This is a genomic window from Streptomyces erythrochromogenes (assembly GCF_040684695.1).
In the GTDB taxonomy this organism is placed as follows: Bacteria; Actinomycetota; Actinomycetes; order Streptomycetales; family Streptomycetaceae; genus Streptomyces; species Streptomyces erythrochromogenes_C.
On the sequence record NZ_JBFBGM010000013.1, the window covers coordinates 71,199 to 89,703 of the forward strand.

18 protein-coding genes are annotated in these 18,505 nt (G+C 69.2%); 14 read left to right on the plus strand and 4 right to left on the minus strand.

Annotated features, from left to right (window positions below; genetic code table 11):
* Positions 1-23: 23 nt before the first annotated feature.
* From AB0O53_RS20235 to AB0O53_RS20250, 4 genes are all read right to left on the minus strand, one after another.
* The gene (locus AB0O53_RS20235) at positions 24-1,217 is read right to left on the minus strand and encodes an amidohydrolase family protein (RefSeq protein ID WP_365197183.1); all 1,194 of its coding nucleotides are present in this window, start codon (positions 1,215-1,217) and stop codon (positions 24-26) included.
* The gene (locus tag AB0O53_RS20240) at positions 1,214-2,353 is read right to left on the minus strand and encodes an MAB_1171c family putative transporter (RefSeq protein WP_365197184.1); all 1,140 of its coding nucleotides are present in this window, start codon (positions 2,351-2,353) and stop codon (positions 1,214-1,216) included. The genes AB0O53_RS20235 and AB0O53_RS20240 overlap by 4 nt, the downstream gene beginning before the upstream one ends.
* Positions 2,353-2,700 carry a hypothetical protein gene (locus AB0O53_RS20245; RefSeq protein WP_365197188.1) on the minus strand — a complete coding sequence of 116 codons (348 nt, stop codon included), beginning with the start codon at positions 2,698-2,700 and terminating at the stop codon, positions 2,353-2,355. Before AB0O53_RS20245 ends, AB0O53_RS20240 begins: the two co-directional genes overlap by 1 nt.
* A gap of 185 nt (positions 2,701-2,885) precedes the next feature.
* On the minus strand, positions 2,886-3,362 hold the full coding sequence (locus AB0O53_RS20250; RefSeq protein ID WP_351000670.1) for a hypothetical protein: 477 nt from the start codon (positions 3,360-3,362) through the stop codon (positions 2,886-2,888).
* Between the two features lie 1,066 nt (positions 3,363-4,428).
* Here AB0O53_RS20250 and AB0O53_RS20255 point away from each other — a divergent pair.
* The 14 genes from AB0O53_RS20255 to lanKC all read left to right on the plus strand — a co-directional run bounded on the left by AB0O53_RS20255 (position 4,429) and on the right by lanKC (position 18,485).
* Entirely contained in the window at positions 4,429-5,334 is a 906-nt protein-coding gene (locus AB0O53_RS20255) for a hypothetical protein (protein ID WP_494517994.1), read from the plus strand.
* Positions 5,335-5,435: 101 nt separating this feature from the next.
* The gene (locus AB0O53_RS20260; protein WP_365197194.1) at positions 5,436-6,053 is read left to right on the plus strand and encodes a hypothetical protein; all 618 of its coding nucleotides are present in this window, start codon (positions 5,436-5,438) and stop codon (positions 6,051-6,053) included.
* A gap of 293 nt (positions 6,054-6,346) precedes the next feature.
* The gene (locus tag AB0O53_RS20265) at positions 6,347-7,363 is read left to right on the plus strand and encodes a 3-oxoacyl-ACP synthase III family protein (protein ID WP_351000663.1); all 1,017 of its coding nucleotides are present in this window, start codon (positions 6,347-6,349) and stop codon (positions 7,361-7,363) included.
* A 36-nt stretch (positions 7,364-7,399) separates the two neighbouring features.
* Positions 7,400-7,633: a hypothetical protein gene (locus tag AB0O53_RS20270; RefSeq protein ID WP_351000660.1), complete on the plus strand. Its 234-nt coding sequence runs from the start codon at positions 7,400-7,402 to the stop codon at positions 7,631-7,633.
* Positions 7,634-7,642: 9 nt separating this feature from the next.
* The gene (locus AB0O53_RS20275) at positions 7,643-8,347 is read left to right on the plus strand and encodes a GNAT family N-acetyltransferase (RefSeq protein ID WP_351000657.1); all 705 of its coding nucleotides are present in this window, start codon (positions 7,643-7,645) and stop codon (positions 8,345-8,347) included.
* Entirely contained in the window at positions 8,344-9,105 is a 762-nt protein-coding gene (locus tag AB0O53_RS20280; protein WP_351000654.1) for an SDR family NAD(P)-dependent oxidoreductase, read from the plus strand. The genes AB0O53_RS20275 and AB0O53_RS20280 overlap by 4 nt, the downstream gene beginning before the upstream one ends.
* A complete protein-coding gene (locus tag AB0O53_RS20285) occupies positions 9,102-10,016 on the plus strand; it encodes a hypothetical protein (RefSeq protein ID WP_351000651.1) in 915 nt (304 codons plus the stop codon). The genes AB0O53_RS20280 and AB0O53_RS20285 overlap by 4 nt, the downstream gene beginning before the upstream one ends.
* On the plus strand, positions 10,009-10,908 hold the full coding sequence (locus tag AB0O53_RS20290) for a hypothetical protein (protein ID WP_351000649.1): 900 nt from the start codon (positions 10,009-10,011) through the stop codon (positions 10,906-10,908). The genes AB0O53_RS20285 and AB0O53_RS20290 overlap by 8 nt, the downstream gene beginning before the upstream one ends.
* A gap of 88 nt (positions 10,909-10,996) precedes the next feature.
* Positions 10,997-12,115 (plus strand): glycine amidinotransferase, encoded by a 1,119-nt coding sequence (locus AB0O53_RS20295; RefSeq protein WP_351000646.1) that lies wholly within the window; start codon positions 10,997-10,999, stop codon positions 12,113-12,115.
* Positions 12,109-14,121 (plus strand): AMP-binding protein, encoded by a 2,013-nt coding sequence (locus tag AB0O53_RS20300; protein ID WP_365197200.1) that lies wholly within the window; start codon positions 12,109-12,111, stop codon positions 14,119-14,121. The genes AB0O53_RS20295 and AB0O53_RS20300 overlap by 7 nt, the downstream gene beginning before the upstream one ends.
* Positions 14,118-14,867: a thioesterase II family protein gene (locus AB0O53_RS20305; protein WP_351000640.1), complete on the plus strand. Its 750-nt coding sequence runs from the start codon at positions 14,118-14,120 to the stop codon at positions 14,865-14,867. Before AB0O53_RS20300 ends, AB0O53_RS20305 begins: the two co-directional genes overlap by 4 nt.
* Before the next feature lie 56 nt (positions 14,868-14,923).
* Positions 14,924-15,175, plus strand: coding sequence for a hypothetical protein (locus AB0O53_RS20310; protein WP_060177861.1), 252 nt, complete (start codon positions 14,924-14,926; stop codon positions 15,173-15,175).
* Positions 15,176-15,198: 23 nt separating this feature from the next.
* Positions 15,199-15,834 carry a flavoprotein gene (locus AB0O53_RS20315; RefSeq protein ID WP_365197204.1) on the plus strand — a complete coding sequence of 212 codons (636 nt, stop codon included), beginning with the start codon at positions 15,199-15,201 and terminating at the stop codon, positions 15,832-15,834.
* 11 nt (positions 15,835-15,845) lie between these two features.
* The gene (gene lanKC / locus AB0O53_RS20320) at positions 15,846-18,485 is read left to right on the plus strand and encodes a class III lanthionine synthetase LanKC (RefSeq protein ID WP_365197206.1); all 2,640 of its coding nucleotides are present in this window, start codon (positions 15,846-15,848) and stop codon (positions 18,483-18,485) included.
* Positions 18,486-18,505 lie beyond the last annotated feature (20 nt).

Sequence of the window (18,505 nt, forward strand, 5' to 3'; positions counted from 1 at the left end):
CCGTGCTTGTCGCTCACCTGGCCCTACTTCCCCGGGCGCGCGACCGGGCGGCCGGCCGTGAAGACGTGTTGGATCCGGCGGAGGGCGCCCAACTCGGTGAGCGGGTTGCCTTCGACGACGATGAGGTCGGCGCGCTTGCCTGGGGCCAGGACACCGGTGTCGGGCAGTCCGAGGGCATGGGCGGCGTCGACGGTGGCCATGTCGAGAATCTCGCGATGCGCGAAACCGAGTGAGGCAAAGAATTCGAGCATGCCGACGTAGTCGCCGAAGTGAGCTCCTGGCACGCCCGCGTCGGTGCCGGCGATGAACCGGACACCGGCTTCGCGCATCTCAAGGATGACCTCGACCATCGCCTTGGCACGCTCAGGCCCCATTTGATCGAGGAACAGCCGCCAGTCCCCGGAGACGCAGCGGCAGACGGCCACGTCGTCCTCGACCATGCGGCGGACAACCGCCGGATCATGGACGATGCCCTCCGCGGTCCGCCAGGAACAGTGCTCGATGGTCCGGACGCCCGCAGCCACGCAATGGGCGATGGTGTCGGATCCGTGCGCGTGCGCGGCCACTCCCAGACCGTGACGCTCGGCTTCCTCGACGATCAGACGCAGCTGGCCGGGTGTGAACTGGGCCTCCCACATACGTGGGCCGCTCGGGGTGAGTGCGCCGCCCGAGGCCATCACCTTGATCAGATCGGCCCCCGCCGCCGCGTTGCGGGCGATCTGCGCCCGGATGTCGTCGTCCGTGCTCACTTCACCGCCGAGGAAGCCGCAATGGCCCCCGCGTGAGGTCAAGGGTGCGGTGGCGGCGACGATGCGCGGCCCGACATGTGCCCCGGAGTCGATGGACGCCCGCAACACCACGGTCAGCGCGTCCCGGTCACCGAGATCCCGCACTGTCGTCACCCCGGCGGCCAGCATCTGTGCGGCACGGTCCGCCATGGCGGTGGACAGCTCGCCGGGGTCCGCCCCGGCCACAGCACCGATCGGGTCCGGACCCGCGTCGAAGGCAAGGTGAACATGACAGTCGATCAGTCCGGGCATCAGTGTGGCCCCGGGACACCGCAATCGGGGCACTCGCGCATCGACCGATGCGTCCAAGTCGGCGGTGGCGCCGACGACGGTGACCTTGCCGGACTCGATGAGCACCGCGCCCTCCGAAGTCACCTGGTCCGAGGGTCCGGCGATGACACGGTCTGCGCTGATCAGTAGCTTGTTCACTGTGTCCTTTCACGCAGGGCGTGGGATAGGGCGATGAGTTCGCGGGCCTCCGCCATCAGGCCGTTGCCGGCGGGCAAGGCGACGAGGGCGGCGGGCAGTTCGGTCTGCGGGGACTCGGTCGGCGGCTTCGTGGCCAGCGCGTCGACGATGTGCTGGGCCAGTTGATCGGCCGGGGCATGGGCGAGGTCGGCATCGGGCGCGATACGCGTCAGGTAGGGGCTCAGACGCACGAGCCCGTCACGGCATTCGATGAGCCGACGGTAGAACCGCCGCTCTTGGGTGCGGCTGCGGCGGACACTGCGCCATCCGGAAGCGAACGGCGGCCGGTTCAGGACGAGCTCCGGATAGGCAGCGGTCAGGGCCTTCCACAGGGGGTCGAGATCGCGGTACAGACGGCGGTGGTGCACGACCGACCGGACGCGGGTGACCAGTTGGACGCCGCCCACGTAGCAGATCCCGACAAGGACGATGCCCATGGCCCAGTTGGACAAGGACCAGTTCACCGTGTTGAACCACGCGTGGGCCCCGGGTTCGTCGATGCGCAGAGCCACCAGGATCACCCGGTTGACCGCCGTGATCGTCAGCGCGAGGAGCCCCAAGGCCATGATGAGCAGGCCGAACCCGAGGTTCCGGGACGCCCGGCGCGCATAGCGGAGGGCCAACAGCCCGGACGCCAGGTAGGCGTAGACGAAGTAGGCGTTGCCGACGAAGTAGAACGAGGCGATGGAAGGCAGCGCCATGTGCGGGGTGCCCAAGGAATGACCGCGCATCCCTGCGGGTGTGGCAAGCATGGCAACGACCAGGATGATCAGAGCACCGGCGAGCAGTCCGGAATCGATCCACAGATGCCTGCGGTATCCGGCCTCCCGCCCAGGTGTGGCGGAGACGAAGACCAGAACGAGGGTGCAGAGACCTGACAGATAGACCGAGTTGAAGACCAACTTACCGACGCCCACGGCCGTGGCGTTGTCGATCGCGGTGCTGACCTCGGGAAAGCTGAGGATCTCCCCCGTCATCAGCAGCAGCAGAGACGCGACGAGGAAGCGGAGCACCCGGTCGTGCGGGGCGCGTGCGAGGTCGGCGCCCTTCCACAGCACCCCGAATCCGAGCAGGACGATGAGTGGCACTTGGAACATCAGGCCCATCCCCATGGGGGGTTCAGCGCCGAGTCCAGCGGATCCAGGGCCGGGTCCTCGGGCGTACGAGGGCTGACATAGTCGATGATCATCGCCCATTCCTGGATGATCGTCGCTACCAGCTCGGCCTCCCGCTCGTAGTCCTCGGTGTAGCAGGTGCGCCGAAAGCCCCGGGTGATCAGCCCCTGGGGGAAATCCGGTCCGAGATCGGGGAGTTCCTCCCCCGCGTCACCATCGTCTTCGTGTTCGGCGAGGATGTGGCCCACCTCGTGCAGGATGATGTGGTCCTGGTGGACCCGGGTGGTCTCCTCCTGATAGAAGATGACCTCTTCGTTCGGCCGGGACATCCACAGTCCGAAGGGGCCTGGGACGGGTAGCGCCCAAGGGATCAACCTGATCGGTTTGCCCAGACGTTCACCGAGTCGGCGACACAAGTCGTCGACCTGTAACGGGGGTTGCAGATCAAGGTTCCGCAGCAGCCGTTTGCACTGCCGGCGGAGCTTGCGTTCACGTACGACCACAGTCGCCCTTCTTATGCCTCAATGTCCGGTCCCCGGGAGTCGTCCTGGTCGAAGACCGCCATCATCTTGAGGAGTTGCCTGCGCGTGGCCGGTGTCATGGCTCCCGCCCTCATCGCGATCGTCCGCACCTCGTGATCGGCAAGCCGTTGTCGCAACAGCTCCTCCTCGGGATCCTCCTGGGCGACCAGCATCTGGACCGTGATCGGCGGTGTTCCCGGTGGGCGGTGATCGTCGAAGAACTTGGCGATGCCCTCCAGCACGCTCAGAGTCGGGTTGGTGTGAGACCCGTTCCGCAGCATCGCCAGGTAGCTGCGGGACAGGGTCACCGGATGTGACGGGTCGATCGTGATGGCCTTCGCCACTTCGGCGGTCGAGTACTCCCTCTGCCGGCCATAGCCATCGGTCCATCGCGCGAGCGCGAACAAGGCGTTCAATCGCTCGGCCAGTGACTGCCGTTCCCCCTTGCCGTCCTCTGCCGTCATGGTCATGCTCCCATTGTCAGTTCGATGTTCGCGCTCACAGGGTGACAGATCAGCCATGTTGCGGCATCTCTTGGACACCAGGCGTATCCAGTTGACCTTCGTCGCCGCCCGATGCCAATATTTTGGACACTTCACCAACGGATCCGATCCGAGGGACGCGGAAGGGGGCAATGACTGACGACGCTGTCACCGTAGGCCGCTGCGGGTACGTACCCCTTCCACTCGCTCATGGGGCGGCGCTTCGCGTCGGCAGGGCGACTCCGCGTTCCCGGGAACGAGAACACCACGGGGGCGCTCGCCAGTGCTGCGGGGCAGGCGTCAACCCCGTCGGCGGGCCGGGCCGGCATTCGACGCACGGGTCGCAGAACGCCGGTGGAGCAGCCTCGGCGCCGGGCGCGTGCGCCTTCGCCTGCCCGTCGGCCACGCGGTCCGTCCCGTTCCGCACCACACGCATGCCTGACTGACACCGGACCTGGGACCGCGGCGCCGTGGACCGGGAGGTGGCCCGCACGTACACGTGCCACCTCCGAGCCCTGCTGCACACCGGGCCCGTCATGCCCCGTTTGGGCCGGGGCCGTTGGTCGAGCTGCCCGGATACGGGGTTCCCGTGCGTCCGGTCCGGCGCGGAACCACCGGGGAACGGGTCGGAAACAATCCCATGCACATCAGAGTCAATCGCTGCATTCCATTCCTTCCCTGGAGCGTGCGGGAAGCATCGAGGCAGTGCGATCGCGCCCCTGACGGAACTGTCATGGGCGGTTCAGGGTGAGCCGGGACTCGCACGGCACGTACATCATCAGCGACCCCTGCCACGTTCTGCGCTCAGTGATCCCGGAAGAGAACGAGCAGAAAGTGAGAACTCACACAGATGACCCCTTCGTCAATGTCTGGGGACATGGAAGAACTGGAAACCAAACTCCTGGAGTGTCCGGTCGAAACCGTTTCCATAGCACTCCTGAGACTTGGTGCCTCGCCACGGCTGGACGGGGAGGACGACGCCCACGTCCGCCGGCTCGCGGAATCGACAGCGGAGTTACCGCCGATCCTCGTGCACGCGGACACGATGAAGGTCATGGACGGCGCACACCGGGTGCGCGCCGCCATTCTGCGCGGGCAGCGTGACATCCGCGCCCGCTGCTACCGGGGGGACGCCGACGAGGGGTTCGCCCTGGCCGTCTCGCTGAACGCCCACCACGGTCTGCCGCTCACTGCGGCCGACCGTACGGCCGCCGCCGTACGCATCATGACGTGCCGTCCGCAGTGGTCCAACCGCCGGGTCGCCCGGCTGGCCGGGCTCTCGCCCAGCACGGTCGCGAGCCTGCGCAGCCGTTCGACCGACCTCAATGATCAGTCGAACACCCGGGTGGGCAGCGACGGCCGCGTACGGCCGGTCAGTGGCGCCGCCGGCCGGCTCCAGGCCCGCGAGCTCCTGCTCAGCAAGCCCGAACTGTCCCTGCGGCAAGTGGCCAAAGCGGTCGGCATCGCACCGTCGACCGTGCGCGACGTACGTGACCGCCTGGCCTCCGGACAGGACCCGCTGCCGCCGCGGCAGCGCGGAAACCCTCAGTACGCGAAGGGTGCGACGGGTACCCCGGCGGCCCCGGCCACGACGCCCGCCCCCGTCCCGGCCGGGACACCGGTCCCAGAAGCCGTTGCCGGGTCCGCGCCCCTGCCCACCGGCGGTGCGGCGCCGCGTACCCCGTCCTCGGACCGGGATGTTCTGCTGCGGAGGCTGCGCAGCGACCCTTCCCTCCGGTTCAACGAGACCGGGCGCAGCCTCCTGCGCTGGCTCGGCCAGCATCCGCACGACTCGGCCGAACTGGGCCAGGTCCTGCGGAGCGTCCCGCCGTACTGGGCCACCGCCGTCGCCGAGTTGATCCGCGCGAACGTCGAGGCATGGGCCGAGTGCGCAAAGGCGCTCGAAGAGAAGGCCGGTGAGTCCTTCGGCCCGGGCGGGGAAAGCCGCTGTGCGAGTTGAATCCGCCGCCCGTTGACCATTTTTCAAAGGCTGCCTAGATTTCTGGATGTCAGCGACGGAGAACGGAAGACACGGAAACAGCCGGAGAAAGGGTGGGACTGATGGCGGCGGTCGGAGAAACCAGGGTCGAGTTCATACCCGTCACGACCGCAGCGGACGAGGAAATCCTCGACGGGGTTCTTTCCCGGCCCTTCTCCTACGTTTCCACCGAAGGCGCTGTCTGGCGGTCGGCGGCAGAGCGACTGCGTTATGTGAGGGACGAGCGGAAATCCCATCTGCTCGTCATTTCCGACGGGCAGCCGGTGGGAGCGGTCAGCTGGTCACCGGGGCAGACGCCCGGTTTCTTCCGGATCGGTCTGGTCTCCTGCCGCGACGAGACCTGGACCCCGGCCCTCGTCGACCGGGCCGTGCGCAGAGCGATGGCTCTGCTGACCCGCGCTGCCGAGGTCCAGCGTGTCGAACTGTTGGCGCCCACCTACAACGACGTGTTCCTGGAGTACCTGACCGACTGCGCCGGCTTCGAGGTGGAGGGCGTCCTGCGGGACCGGTTCTTCCTCGACGGACGGTACTGGCCTGGCGTCGTCTGCTGCGCAGACCTGCGGGAGTTCGCTCCGCAGGGCGCGGTGGAGCCCGCCGGCCGGCAGGAACTCCTGGACCGCCTGCGCAAGAAGGCACTCGAGGATCTGGCCCACGCCGACCACGACATGTGGAGCGCCTGAACCCGGTCACCCGTCCCGGGTCGCCGATCCTCGTACCGCCCCCCATGACCCACCGCTGTACCAGCGGTGTCCCACCCACCCACCGAGTACCGAGAGGAGGACATGACATGGACCTCACCAACGTGATGGAGCTGCAGGGCACCGAGATCGTCGCCGACGGCGTCGAGCTCGCCGCGAGCACGGCCAGCGACGGCTGCTGATCCGGCGTGGTCCGGCCGGCGGGGCGTCACCCGCCGGCCGGACCCCTCCCTTTTTCCGCACCCCGCTCACCACGACACCTGAGAGGAGTCGCCGTGCCCTCGTGGAGCATGATTCCGACCGCCCCGCGCAGTGTCGGCGTGGCACTGCCCGAACGCGTTGTCACCAACGCCGAGTTGTGCGAGACGCTGGACAGCACCCCGGAGTGGATCGAGGAGAAGACCGGCATCCGGGAACGCCGGTTCCTCGCCGCGGATCAGAACATCACGGACCTGGCTGTGGAGGCGGCGGCGAAGGCGCTCACCGCGGCCGGTCTCGTGGCCCGTGACGTGGACGTCCTCGTCGTGGCCTGCACCAGCCCCGACTGGATGATGCCCTCGCTGGGTGTCATGGTCGCCGACCGGCTGGGCATCGAGACGCCGCGCATCATCGACATCACCCAGCACGCCTGCGCCTCCTCCGTCTACGCCACCTACACGGCGTCGTGCATCCTGCAGGAACCGGGCCTGGAGAACGCACTGGTCGTGTGCGCCGAGTGCGTCTCGCGCAACACCGGGCCGCAGGACCGCAACACGCGCATCTTCTTCGGGGACGCCGCCGCGGCCATGGTGGTCACCAGGACCGAGGCGCCGGCCGGGCTCCTCTCCTACGACCTGGGCAACGCGTACTCCGACGCCGTCACCTTGATCTCGCCCTCCCAGCTGCGTCATGAACTCGACACGCTGGGGCGCGAAGTGCACAGCCCCTACCTCCAGATGGACGGCAGGACGGTCTGGCAGGAGGCCGGCACCCGGGTGCCGAAGTCCCTGGCGGAGACGCTCGCCGGCGCCGGTGTCCGGGTCGAGGACGTGGCCGGGTTCGCGCTGCACCAGGCCAACGTGCGGCTCGTGCACCACATCGCCCGCGCCGTGGGCGCCGACCTGGACCGCGTGGCCATCACCGCCGACACCCTCGGCAACACCGGCGCGGCCTCCCCGCTGACCTCGCTGGCGGCCCTGGCCCGGGACGGCCGGGCCCGCGCCGGTGACCTGATCGTGCTCGGGGCCATCGGGGCCGGCTTCCTGTGGGGCTCCCTGTGCTTCCGCCTGCCCGCCGACCTCGACGTCGAATAACAGCCCTCCTTCAAAGTGGAGTTGTGGAGTCACCGCATGGACGTTCTGCGCAAGACCTTTCTGGAGCTTTTCGAACAGCGCCTGGACGGCGCGGTCCCCGACGACGACAGCGTCGTCTTCGGCAGCGGGAGCACGTACGGCCTGGAGTCCATGGACACCCTGCGGTTCGTGTCCGCGCTGCTGCCGCTCTACGGGGAAAAGGTGTACGACCTTCAGGTCGAGGGCATCAGCAGCCTCCGCAGTGTCCACGCCCAGCTCGAAACCGCCTAGGACCCGTGCGTGAGAGGCCTGCTGTGCGAGCTCGCGCCGCTGACCGAGTCCCACTTGGGGGTCGTGGCGAAGTGGCTGAGCCCCTCGGAGTGCGAGGCCCTGGTGCGCGGCACGTCGAGCACGGTGTCGCGCGAGTCCCAGTACGCGGCCCTGGAGTCCGGGTCCTTCGTCGGCTCCGGTGACCGCCGGGCCGCGGTCGTCACCGACGTACGCGGTACACCGGTGGGGATCGTGCACTGGTGGCGGCTGGCCGAAGGGGTGTACGAGGTCGGCGGTGCCACCGGCGACGAACGCCTGTGGAACACGGGGATCGGCATCGAAGCCGCCCTGCTCCTCGTCGACTACCTCTTCGAGGTCCGGAACTGCCGTCGCGTCGAGTTCACCACCGGGCTGCACAACAACGCCGTCATCAACATCGGCCTGGACGACGGCATGACGATCGAGGCGGTCTGCCGGAACTACTTCTCGGCCGTGGGCACGACCGTGCCGGCGGTCAAGTCCGGGACGACCCGCGAGGAGTACCGGCGGCCGTATCCGCACTACCAGCCCCGTGTGGGCCGACGCCTCGACGCCGCCCGGCACGAGGCCGTAACGAGAGCCCTGTCCCGGCGCGTCGACGTCCGGACGATCGCCGACCGCCTGATCCGCGACGGCGGTCGGGACACCGGCAGCAGCCAGGGCAGTCAGAGCAGCCAGAGGAGCCAACAGCCATGAGCGACACGCAGCCCCGCGTTCACCGGGGCGTCCTGGTGGTCGGCGGAACGAGCGGCCTGGGTCAGGCGGTATGCCGGGAGTTCGCGCCGATCGCGGAGACCGTCCACCTGACCTACCACGACCGCGGCGACGACGCCGAGAAGGTGGCCGCCCTGGTGGCCGAGGACGGCGGCACCGCCGCCGTGCACCAACTCAGCCTCCCCGACCCGGATGTGCGGGGCGCGGCGGTCCGCCGGCTGTTCACCGAGATCGGCCCCTGTGACGTCGTCGTCAACTGCGCGGTCGTCAACCAGGCCGCGCTCGCGACCGTGTCCAACGCCGAGCACTTCAAGACGGTGATCGACGCCAATGTGCTGGGCACCTACCAGGTCAACGCCGTGGCCGCGCAGGCCATGGCCGCGACCGGCGGCGGCAGCGTCGTCAACGTGTCGTCGATCCTCACCCGCCACTACATCGTCGGCGCCATGCCCTACATCACCAGCAAGGCGGCGATAGAGGCCCAGACCCGTGGGTTCGCGCGGGAGTGGGGCCGGCTCGGGCTGCGCTTCAACGCGGTCGCGCCGGGGCCCATCCGTGACACCCGACTGCTGTCCACCGTCCCCAGGGAAGCCATCGAGGAGATCATGGGCGGCCCCGACTACGAGGAGCGACTCCTCGATCCGCGCGCGGTCGCTTCGGTCATACGCCGGTTGGCGAGCCCCGACTTCTCTGCCGTGAACGGTGAGATCGTCACCGTCGACGACGGGTTCTCCCTGTGACCGCCGCCGGCACGTTCATCTTCCCGTCCCAGGTCTTCCTCGACAGCGACCTGCGCAAGCGGGCCCTGGAGTCCGAGGCGATGCAGATCATGCTCGACCTGGGCAGCGACACCCTCTCGATGGACTTCCGCGCCATCCTGCGCGACGGCACCGAGGAAGAGGCCAACGATCCCCGGTTCCGACGCCCCCTGATCAACCTGATGGGCGTCGCCGGCTACCGGGAGGAGCTGCGCCGGCGCGATATGCGGCCGGTCTGCGTCACCGGGATCAGCCTGGGCTTTCTCAGCGCGGCCGCCGCGGTGGGCTGGGTCTCGCTGGAGGACATGGTGCGGATGGCCAACACCATGGCCTCCATCGAGATGGACGTCTTCGGCGGCACCGACTACTCCAGTGTCTTCTTCTACAACTGCGACCACGTCCGCGTCTTCGACGAGCTCCGTGCCCAGGGGCTGGACCCGCTCCTGCACCTCTCGGCGGTGGTCTCCGGCAACCAGTTCATCGCCGCTTGCCGGCGCTCGGACATCGACGCGATCAAACCGGCCGCGATGAAGGCCGGCGCCCTGTTCAAGGTGATCCCCCACAGCTTCCCGGGCCACTGCGACCTGATGGCGGAGGTGCGGACGATCTTCGCCCGGGAGTGGCGCTTCCAGGACCCCCAGTCCAACCCCTCCGTGCCGCTCGTCAGCATCAACGACTGCCGGCCCCATGCCAGCGCCGCCTCGATCTGGAAGCTGGCGGTGGAGCAGTACACCACGGTCCTCGACTGGCGAGGTGTGCTCGGCTACCTGGAGGGCCTCGGCCTCGAGACCCATGTCGTGCTGGAGCCGTCGGAGTTCGTGGTGAAGTCCATGCAGCTGGACCCCGGCTGCGGCCTGCGGCCCGAGATCGGCGGGCTGGTACCGGGTGTCTGACCGGGCGCTCGTCCTGCCGGGCCTGGTCCCGCTGACCGCCGCAAACCTGGCCGCCGTACTGGCCGTACGGGACGGGCACCTCGCCCTGGCCGCCCGGATCTGCGGCTTCGAGCCCGACCGACTGGACCCGGGACGGGACAGCGCCGCGCTGTCGACCACCGTGCACGAAGCACTGCTCGCGGTGGCGGTCGTCCGGCGTCTGGAAGGGGAACCGGAAGGCTCCTCGTACCGCGCGTACGGCGGGTTGAGCGCGGGGTGTGTCACGGCGCTGCTGGCGGCCGGGGTACTCACCGAGGAGGGCTGCTTCCGGATCATCGGCGAGATCAACTCCGCCCAGCTGCAGGCCCATCGGGCCGACCGCAGCGGTACGACGCTGGCCGTGCTGACCGCGTCGGCCGAAGACGCGTACCGGCTGGTCGAGGAGTTGGGGCCGGTCGCCGAGCAGCCGTGGCTGTCGGTGGACCTCGGTGATGGTCTGGTGGCGATCAGCATCCGCGGCGGCGACCCGGACGCGGTGGGGGCGGAACTGACCAGGCTCGGCGCGATCGTGCTGGACCGGGCCGAGCGGGCCGAGCACAGCCCCTACACCGTCCCCGGTCGCGAGGATTTCGCCCGCGTGCTCGACGGCGTGGATTTCCGTACGGCGTCGGCGGCCGTGGTCAGCCCGCTCACCGGCCGGCCCGTCGACAACACGCCCGCGGCCTACCGCCGGCTGCTCATCGACCAATCGTTCGACACGGCGAGCCTCCCGAGGCTGACCGCGGGTCTGTGCGGGGTGAGCGGGATCGGCGCCGTGGATCTGATCGCCCCCGCGAAGTCCGTGTACGTACCCCGCACGCGCAGTCTGCTGCGAGACCGGGCGGAGCACCGCCTTCTCGCACTGCCGGGCTGAGGATATGGAGGAAACAGAGATGAAGGCGACTGTGGCAACACCCGAGGCCCGTAGGGCAGTTGCGGATCCGGCGGCAACCGGTACGGCTGTGGTGAATTCGTGGAACGAGTGGGACACCCTGCGCGAGGTGGTCGTTGGTTCCGCGGTCGGCGCGCACTTCGAGCCGACCGAGCCGGGCAACCGGCCCCAGATCCGGGGCGGGGTGGGCAGCCCCTTCCCCACCGGCGCCAAGTCCCACGAGGCCATCGCGCGGGCCGAGGCCGAACTCGGCGCCCTGGTCGACCTGATGACCTCCGAGGGGGTGACCGTGCGCCGCCCGGCCCCGCACGACTTCGGCCGCTCCCTGCGCACACCCCATTTCGAGGTCGAGAACCAGTACTGCGCGGTCTGCCCCCGCGACGTGATGATCACCGTCGGCAACGAGATCATCGAGGCGACGATGTCCCGCCGCGCCCGCTACTTCGAGTACGAGCCCTACCGCGGCCTCGTCCGTGAGTACTGGGAGGCCGACCCGGGCGTCACGTGGACCGTGGCCCCCAAGCCGAGCATGGCCGACGCCATGTACCGGCAGGATTTCTGGGAGTGGCCGACCGAGCAACGGCACGCGCGGATGCACGAGTCGGAGTTCTGCGTCACCCAGGACGAGATCGTCTTCGACGCCGCCGACATGAGCAGGTTCGGCAAGGACGTCCTCGTACAGGAGTCCATGACGACCAACCGGGCAGGCATCCGCTGGCTGAAGCGGCATCTGGAGCCGCAGGGGTTCCGGGTCCACCCGGTGCACTTCCCGCTGGACTACTTCCCGTCCCACATCGACTGCACCTTCGTGCCGCTGCGGCCCGGGCTGATCCTCACCAACCCCGACCGGCCTCTGCGCGAGGACGAGAGGGCGATGTTCCGGGAGAACGACTGGAAGCTCATCGAGGCTCCGGAGCCCGTGCTGACGAACGAGCAGATGCCCGCGTACTGCCAGTCCTCGAAGTGGCTGTCCATGAACGTGCTGAGCCTCTCCCCGACGAAGGTCGTCTGCGAGGAGCAGGAGAAGCCTCTCCAGGATCTGCTGTCGAGCCTCGGCTTCGAGGTGCTGACCGTGCCCTTCCGCAATGTCTTCGAGTACGGCGGCTCCCTGCACTGCGCCACCTGGGACATCCGCCGGGACGGCACGCGGGAGGACTACTTCCCGTCCCTCGGTTCGCACCCGTGCTGAACCAGTCTTCCGCAGCCTTCCGGGGCACCGTCCACGCCCTGGTCGCACGGCACGGCCGAGGAGCCCGCGCGGACTCCGTCGCGCTGGTCCACCGCTCCCGTCGGGTCAGCTACCGCGACCTCGACGCGATGGCCGTGCGCGTGGCCGCAGGACTCCGCCGATCCGGAGTCCGGAAGGGCGACTTCGTGGGAGTGCGGCTGCCGCGCTCGCCCGAGGCCGTCGCGGCGATGCTGGGGGTCATGAGCACGGGCGCCGCGTACGTGCCGATCGACCCGGCCGATCCACCGGAGCGGACCGGGCACGTGATCGCCACGGCGGGCATCGAGGTGATCGTCACGACGGAGATCCCGTCGCCGGCCTCACCTGCGATGCCTGCGGTGTCCGCGCTCATGCTCCCGGAGGGATGCCATCCGGTGACCAGGCCGAGGTACGGACCCGACACGCCCTACCTCACCGCCCCCGACCTCACCCTGGCTGACCTGATGCCGGCCGAGTACGGCTTCGCGACGCCCGACCTTCTCGCGCCCGACCTCTACGAGCCCGACTCCTGTGAGCCCGACTCCTGCGAGCCGGACGGGGACCTGGCGGCCGAGGACGACCTCGCTGCCTACGCGGTCTTCACCTCCGGGTCGACGGGGGCGCCCAAGGGCGCCGTCATGACGCACGCGGCGCTGGTCAACCTGCTGCGCTGGCACGAGCGGGTCCGACCGGGCGGCGGGCGGCTGCGTACCGCCCAGCTGTGCGCGCTCAGCTTCGACTTCGCCTTCCACGAGATCTTCTCGACGCTCTGCGGCGGCGGCACCCTCGTCATCGCCGACGACGAGACGCGGCACAGCCCCTTCGCCCTGGCCGGATTTCTCCGGGACGAGCGGATCGAGCGGGTCTTCGCCCCGGTGACCCTGCTGGAACACCTCGCCCGCGCGGTGACCGAAAATCCCGACGACTCCTCCGGGCTGCGGCTGCGCGAGGTCGTCACCACGGGTGAGCAGCTACGGATCACCCGCCCGCTGCGCGACCTCTTCCGCCGGCTGCCGGGGGCCCGGCTCCACAACCACTACGGGGCCACCGAGTTCCAGGACGCCACGACATGGACGCTGGCGGGCGACCCGGAGGAGTGGCCCGCGGTCGCTCCGATCGGCCGGCCCATCGACGGCGTCCAGGTCCACGTGGTCGACCAGCACCTCGCCGAAGTGGCGCCGGGCGCCGTCGGAGAGCTGTGCGTCGCGGGCGCGGGTCTGGCGCGGGGCTACCTGCGCCAACCGGATTTGACCGCGGACAAGTTCGTACCGAATCCGTTCGGTCCTGGTCGGCTCTACCGCACCGGTGATCTGGCCCGGCGCCGCCCCGACGGTGTCCTTGAGCACCTGGGCCGGACGGACACCCAGCTCAAGGCACACGGCGTACGCGTCGAGGCCGGCGAGATCGAGGCCCTGCTCCTCGGGCATCCCCTGGTCAGGCAGGCGGTCGTACTCACTGCCGAGATCGACGGGCAGCGGAGCCTGGTCGCTCATGTCGTCCCCGGCGCCGGCCTCGACCCCACCACGGCTGCCGGGCAGCTCGACGCCTTCCTCGCCCGCGGGCTGCCGCGCCCCATGCTGCCGGCGGCCTACGCCTTCCGGACCGCGTTCCCGCTGACGTCCAGCGGCAAGACGGACCGGCGTCGACTGGGCGTCGAGCAGGCGGTGTTGCGGATGCCGTTCAGTGGCCCGGAACCGGAACCGGTATCGGAATCGGAATCGGAATCGGATGTCGACCCGGATCGGCACGGCCTCGTCACCGCTCAGGTGCGCCGGAGTGTCCTGCGCGTACTGGGGCAGACGCCGACTCCGGACATCGACCTCTTCTCGCTCGGCCTCGACTCACTCTCCGCGATCCTGCTGAGACGGGCGCTCCAGGACGCGCTGCGCTGTGAACTCGACCAGGAGGACATTTTCAAGTACCCGACGGAGAACGCGTTGACACGCCGGATCGTGAGCATACTGGAGAGAGAGGGTGAGGGGCTGTGAAGGATTCGCGGGCCAAGCTGATCTGCCTGCACCACGCCGGCGGCGGCCCCTCGGTATTCGATCACTGGGTCCGCACCGCTCCGGACGGCCTGGATGTCATCGCACTGGAGCTGCCGAAACACCCGGACATGGCCGGCCGTCGCCTCTATCGAAGTGCCGATGACCTCGTCCCCGTACTGGCGGAACATATCGCGGAACGGGTGGCGGAAGGCAAGGTCGACGAACAGGGCGACGGTAATTACGTGCTCTTCGGCCAGAGCATGGGAGGCCTCCTTTCCTATCTGGTGACGCGGTATTTTCACGAGCGCGGCGGCCCGCTGCCGAAAGCCCTGGCCGTGGCGTCGTACGCGGCTCCCTGTATTCCCTGGAGCGACCCCACGGGGCCCGACGCCCCGGACGACGTGCTGGTGCGGCGACTTCACGCCATTGGTGGCGTCCCGACGTGGCTGGTGGAGCACCCCGGGTGGCTGTCGCCCTTCCTGGGACTGGTAAGGGACGACGCGAGACTCTGCGGGTCCTACCGGCATGTGCCGCAGTCGAGCAGGCTGCCCCTGCCAGTCCATGTGTTCGGCGGGAATCGGGATCCCCTCGTTGCGGAGGAGTCCTTGTACGGCTGGTCCGAAATCGCGGACGAGGTCACGGTGAAGGTTCTCGACGGCGGCCATTTCCTGGCGTCGGAAGATTTCGGACAGCTTCGCCGGTCGATTTTCGGCCTCGCCATCGGTGGGCATGTTCGTGTCGGATAAGATGCGATGCGAGAGCCTGAGAAAGCGTAAAGAGCACACAAATCGGCGAGGTGGAAATGAACTTCACGAAATTCCTCGGAATTGCATGCATCGTGGCCGGTGCAATTCTCGCTGTGTTCTTCTGGGACACCGAGGTGAAGTGGTTCCAGGGAGGCCCTGCCGGGCTTCTCCTCATTCTGCTGGGAGCAATGGACCTGGGGAAGGAATATCGCTCTTCCAAGGGCAAGAAGAGCAAAAGCATCATGGAGGAACTGCGGGAGGAGATCGGCGGTCTCGACCGATCCCGAAAGCGGAGCGACGATGACTGATCCGACCGAGTTCGGGAAGTGGCATGGCTGACACAGTGATCGAGTTCGACCGGAGCGCAGCGGGCAAGGAACGCAGAGCCCGCCTCCTCGTCCTCGCGACGGGCACGCTGTCCACCGCCCATCTGCCGTTCTGGCTCAACTGGCTGTCGGCCAACCGCCCGCACTACGAGGTGACCGCGGGCCTGACCGACTCGGCCCGCGCCTTCGTCAGCCCGACGGCGCTGGCCGCGCTCACCAAGAACCCGGTGGCCGCCAACTCCTGGACCACACCGGCGGGTTCACTGGAGCCGGTGCACACCAGGTTCGCCACCGACTACGACGGGATCCTCGTGTACCCCGCCTCGGTGGCGTTCATGTCCGGGCTCGCGGCGGGCTCGGGGGCGTCCCCCTTCCACCTGGCCGTGCTCGGCACCCGGGTGCCCGTCGTGATCGCCCCGTCCTTCCCGCCGGGCGTCCTCGGCAACCCGATCATCGGCGACGTCCTCGCCCGGGTCGGCGCCGTGCCCAACTATCACCTCGTCGAGCCGCGCAAGGGCAAGAGCCGCAGCGTGGACGGCGAGACCGACGTGACGGCCCCGATGTGGGACGCGATCGGCCTCTACGAGGCGGCGGTCGACGCGGATGTCGATGTCGATGTCGACCACAGCGTGAGCGTCTGAGGAGGACGGCGATGGAACACTTTCTGTACACCTTTGCCGACCCGCGTGCGTACGACGACATCGCCCGCTGGCAGGCCCATCCCGACGACCCGCGCTTTCACCGCACCCGCAAGGGCCCGGTGCGCCTCGCCGACGGCGATGACGGCGGCACGGGAACCGAAGTCGCCGACGGCTGGCAGCAGGCCCGGCACGGCATATGGACCGTCTGCCGGCCCGGCCCCGAACCCCTGCGCGGCCAGGGCTGGAAGATCCATGTGGCCGTCACCCCGGACACGTTCCCCGGCGTGCTCGACACCGTCGCGCGGTACTGCTTCGGGAACGGCACCCCGTTCAAGTTCCTCGCCCGGCACGAGTACGCGTGGCTGGTCAACGCCAAGTACGCGCCCCGGCAGATCAGCGGGAAGGGGATCGTCCTCTACCCGGCGGACGAGCGCCGTTCGCGCGAGGGCGCCCATGAACTGGCTGCCCTGCTGGACGGCATACCCGGCCCACGCATCCTCTCGGACCTCCGGATCGGCAACAGCGTGGTGCATGTCCGCTACGGCGCCTACACCAGACGCTTCTGTCGCACCCCCAGGGGCGGAATCAGTCTCGCCCTGGCGGACCCCGAGGGCCGGCTGGTCCCGGACGTACGGTCGGTGCCGTTCCGTGCCCCGGCGTTCGTCACCGTCCCCGATGCGTTCACCGCCCCCGCGCCGGGACCGTCCGGTGACGCCGGCCCGGTGCCCCCGTACCGCGTCGACAAGACGCTGCACTTCTCCAACGCCGGCGGCGTCTATCTCACCACCCACCTGCCCACCGGACGCGAGGTCGTCCTCAAGGAGGCCCGGCCGTACGCCGGTTACGACCTGGTGGGCGCCGACGCGGTCACCCGGGCCGGGGCTGAGTACGCGGCGATGCTCCGGTTCGCCGACCTGCCGGAGATCCCCGCTGCCTACGAGCAGTTCACCTGGCAGTCCCACGTGTTCACCGCGATCGAGTACATCCGGGGCACCACCCTGCAGGAGTGGTGCGCCGCCAACCAGCCGTACCTGCTGCGTGCCGATCCCTTCGAACCGCCGCGCCCCGAGGAGATCCGCGCCTACCGGGAGAAGGTCGAGGCGATTCTCGACCGGGTACGGGACGCCGTCGCCGTCATCTGGGAACGCGGCCACATCTTCGGCGACCTCCACCCCGGCAATGTGATGGTCACCCCCGACCTCGACGTCAGACTCCTCGACCTCGAAGCCTGCGTCCCCCAGGACGCGGACCGGCGGTTCCCCGGCGCCCCCGGGTTCAACGATCCGGCCAAGACGGGACGCGCCGCCGACGAGCACGCGCTGCGCCTGCTGGAACTCTCCTGCTACCTGCCGCTGACGCATCTCGTCCCCATGGACGACACGAAATTGCGCCAGCTCCTCGACACCGCCCGGGCCAGGTTCGGCCTGCCGCAGAGCTGGGCCGACCGCATCGAACGCACCTGCGCGCGCCCCGGCTCCGTACGCCCGGCCGGAGCGTTGAGCACCGCCGAGTCCACGCACCTGGACCACCACCTCGGCTTCGAGTCCTGGGCCGCGCAGCTCACGGCCGGACTGCGCGCCACGATGGACGCCGACCGCGCCGACCGGTTGTTCCCCGGGGACCACACCGGCTTCTCGATGCCCCCGGTAGCCCTGGCCACCGGTTCCGCCGGAGTGTTGTGGTCGCTGCTCGGCACCAAGGGGGTCGAACAGGACGACCTCGTCGAGCGCATCGCCGACTGGACCTTCACCCACGGGCGAGCCGCCGCGTCCCGGCTCGAATGCGGCCTGTACGACAGTGAGCTGGGCGCCGGGTACGCCCTGTGGCGGGCCGGCCGCCCCGAGCAGGCGGCGGAACTGGTCGGCACGGCACTGGCCAAGGACCACGCCGGCGCCGGCCTGAGCCTCTTCGGCGGTCTGGCCGGCGTCTATCTGGCCGTGGCCGAACTGACGGGAACCGACGGCCTGTTGACGGACGCTTCGTACGTCGAGCGCCTCGGCGCGGAACTCACGGACCGCGCCGGCCGACTGCTGACCGCCCTACGGGCCGTCGACACCCCCGACCCCACCTCGTACGGCCTGATGCACGGCGTCGCCGGTATCGCCCTCGCCGTGCACCGCCACGGCCGCACCACCGGAGACCGGGCGGCCGTCGAACTCGCCCGCGGGCTCCTGGAATTCGAGTTCGCCGGGTACATCCGCTGCACGGACGGCTCGATGCAGTTCAACGAGGCGGGCCGGCGCACCCTCGGCTATCTCGAAGTGGGCTCCTGCGGGAGCGCGTTGGTGCTGGCAGAGCTCGAACGACACGAGGGCTGGAATCCGGCCGGGACCTCGGTGCCCGACCTGATCCGGGCGGCAGGACCCGAGCTCATGGTCCAGAGCGGCCTGTTCAGAGGGCGCGCCGGCTTCATGGCCGCACTGACCACGCTCTCCCACGCGGGTTACGAGCGACAGGCCGGCCCCCTTGTCGAGCGTCACGCACGACAGCTCGGCCTGCACGAAGTCCGTCTGCGCGAAGACGAGGTGCACTATCCGGGCTCGGGCAACTTCAAGCTCTCCGGCGACCTGCGGACCGGTAGCGCGGGCGTCCTCATCGGCGTGGCACACGCCACCGGACGCCGGGACACCTGGCTGCCCGGGGTCGTGTGACTCCCCGCTTCCTTCCCCTC

Excerpts from the sequence above, each read along its gene's own strand:
- AB0O53_RS20240 (WP_365197184.1), bottom strand. The coding sequence starts at position 2,353 with ATGTTCCAAGTGCCACTCATCGTCCTGCTCGGATTCGGGGTGCTGTGG.
- AB0O53_RS20245 (WP_365197188.1), bottom strand. The coding sequence starts at position 2,700 with ATGTCCCGGCCGAACGAAGAGGTCATCTTCTATCAGGAGGAGACCACC.
- AB0O53_RS20250 (WP_351000670.1), bottom strand. The coding sequence starts at position 3,362 with ATGACCATGACGGCAGAGGACGGCAAGGGGGAACGGCAGTCACTGGCC.
- AB0O53_RS20255 (WP_494517994.1), top strand. The coding sequence starts at position 4,429 with ATGGACGGCGCACACCGGGTGCGCGCCGCCATTCTGCGCGGGCAGCGT.
- AB0O53_RS20260 (WP_365197194.1), top strand. The coding sequence starts at position 5,436 with ATGGCGGCGGTCGGAGAAACCAGGGTCGAGTTCATACCCGTCACGACC.
- AB0O53_RS20270 (WP_351000660.1), top strand. The coding sequence starts at position 7,400 with ATGGACGTTCTGCGCAAGACCTTTCTGGAGCTTTTCGAACAGCGCCTG.
- AB0O53_RS20280 (WP_351000654.1), top strand. The coding sequence starts at position 8,344 with ATGAGCGACACGCAGCCCCGCGTTCACCGGGGCGTCCTGGTGGTCGGC.
- AB0O53_RS20310 (WP_060177861.1), top strand. The coding sequence starts at position 14,924 with ATGAACTTCACGAAATTCCTCGGAATTGCATGCATCGTGGCCGGTGCA.
- AB0O53_RS20315 (WP_365197204.1), top strand. The coding sequence starts at position 15,199 with ATGGCTGACACAGTGATCGAGTTCGACCGGAGCGCAGCGGGCAAGGAA.
- lanKC (WP_365197206.1), top strand. The coding sequence starts at position 15,846 with ATGGAACACTTTCTGTACACCTTTGCCGACCCGCGTGCGTACGACGAC.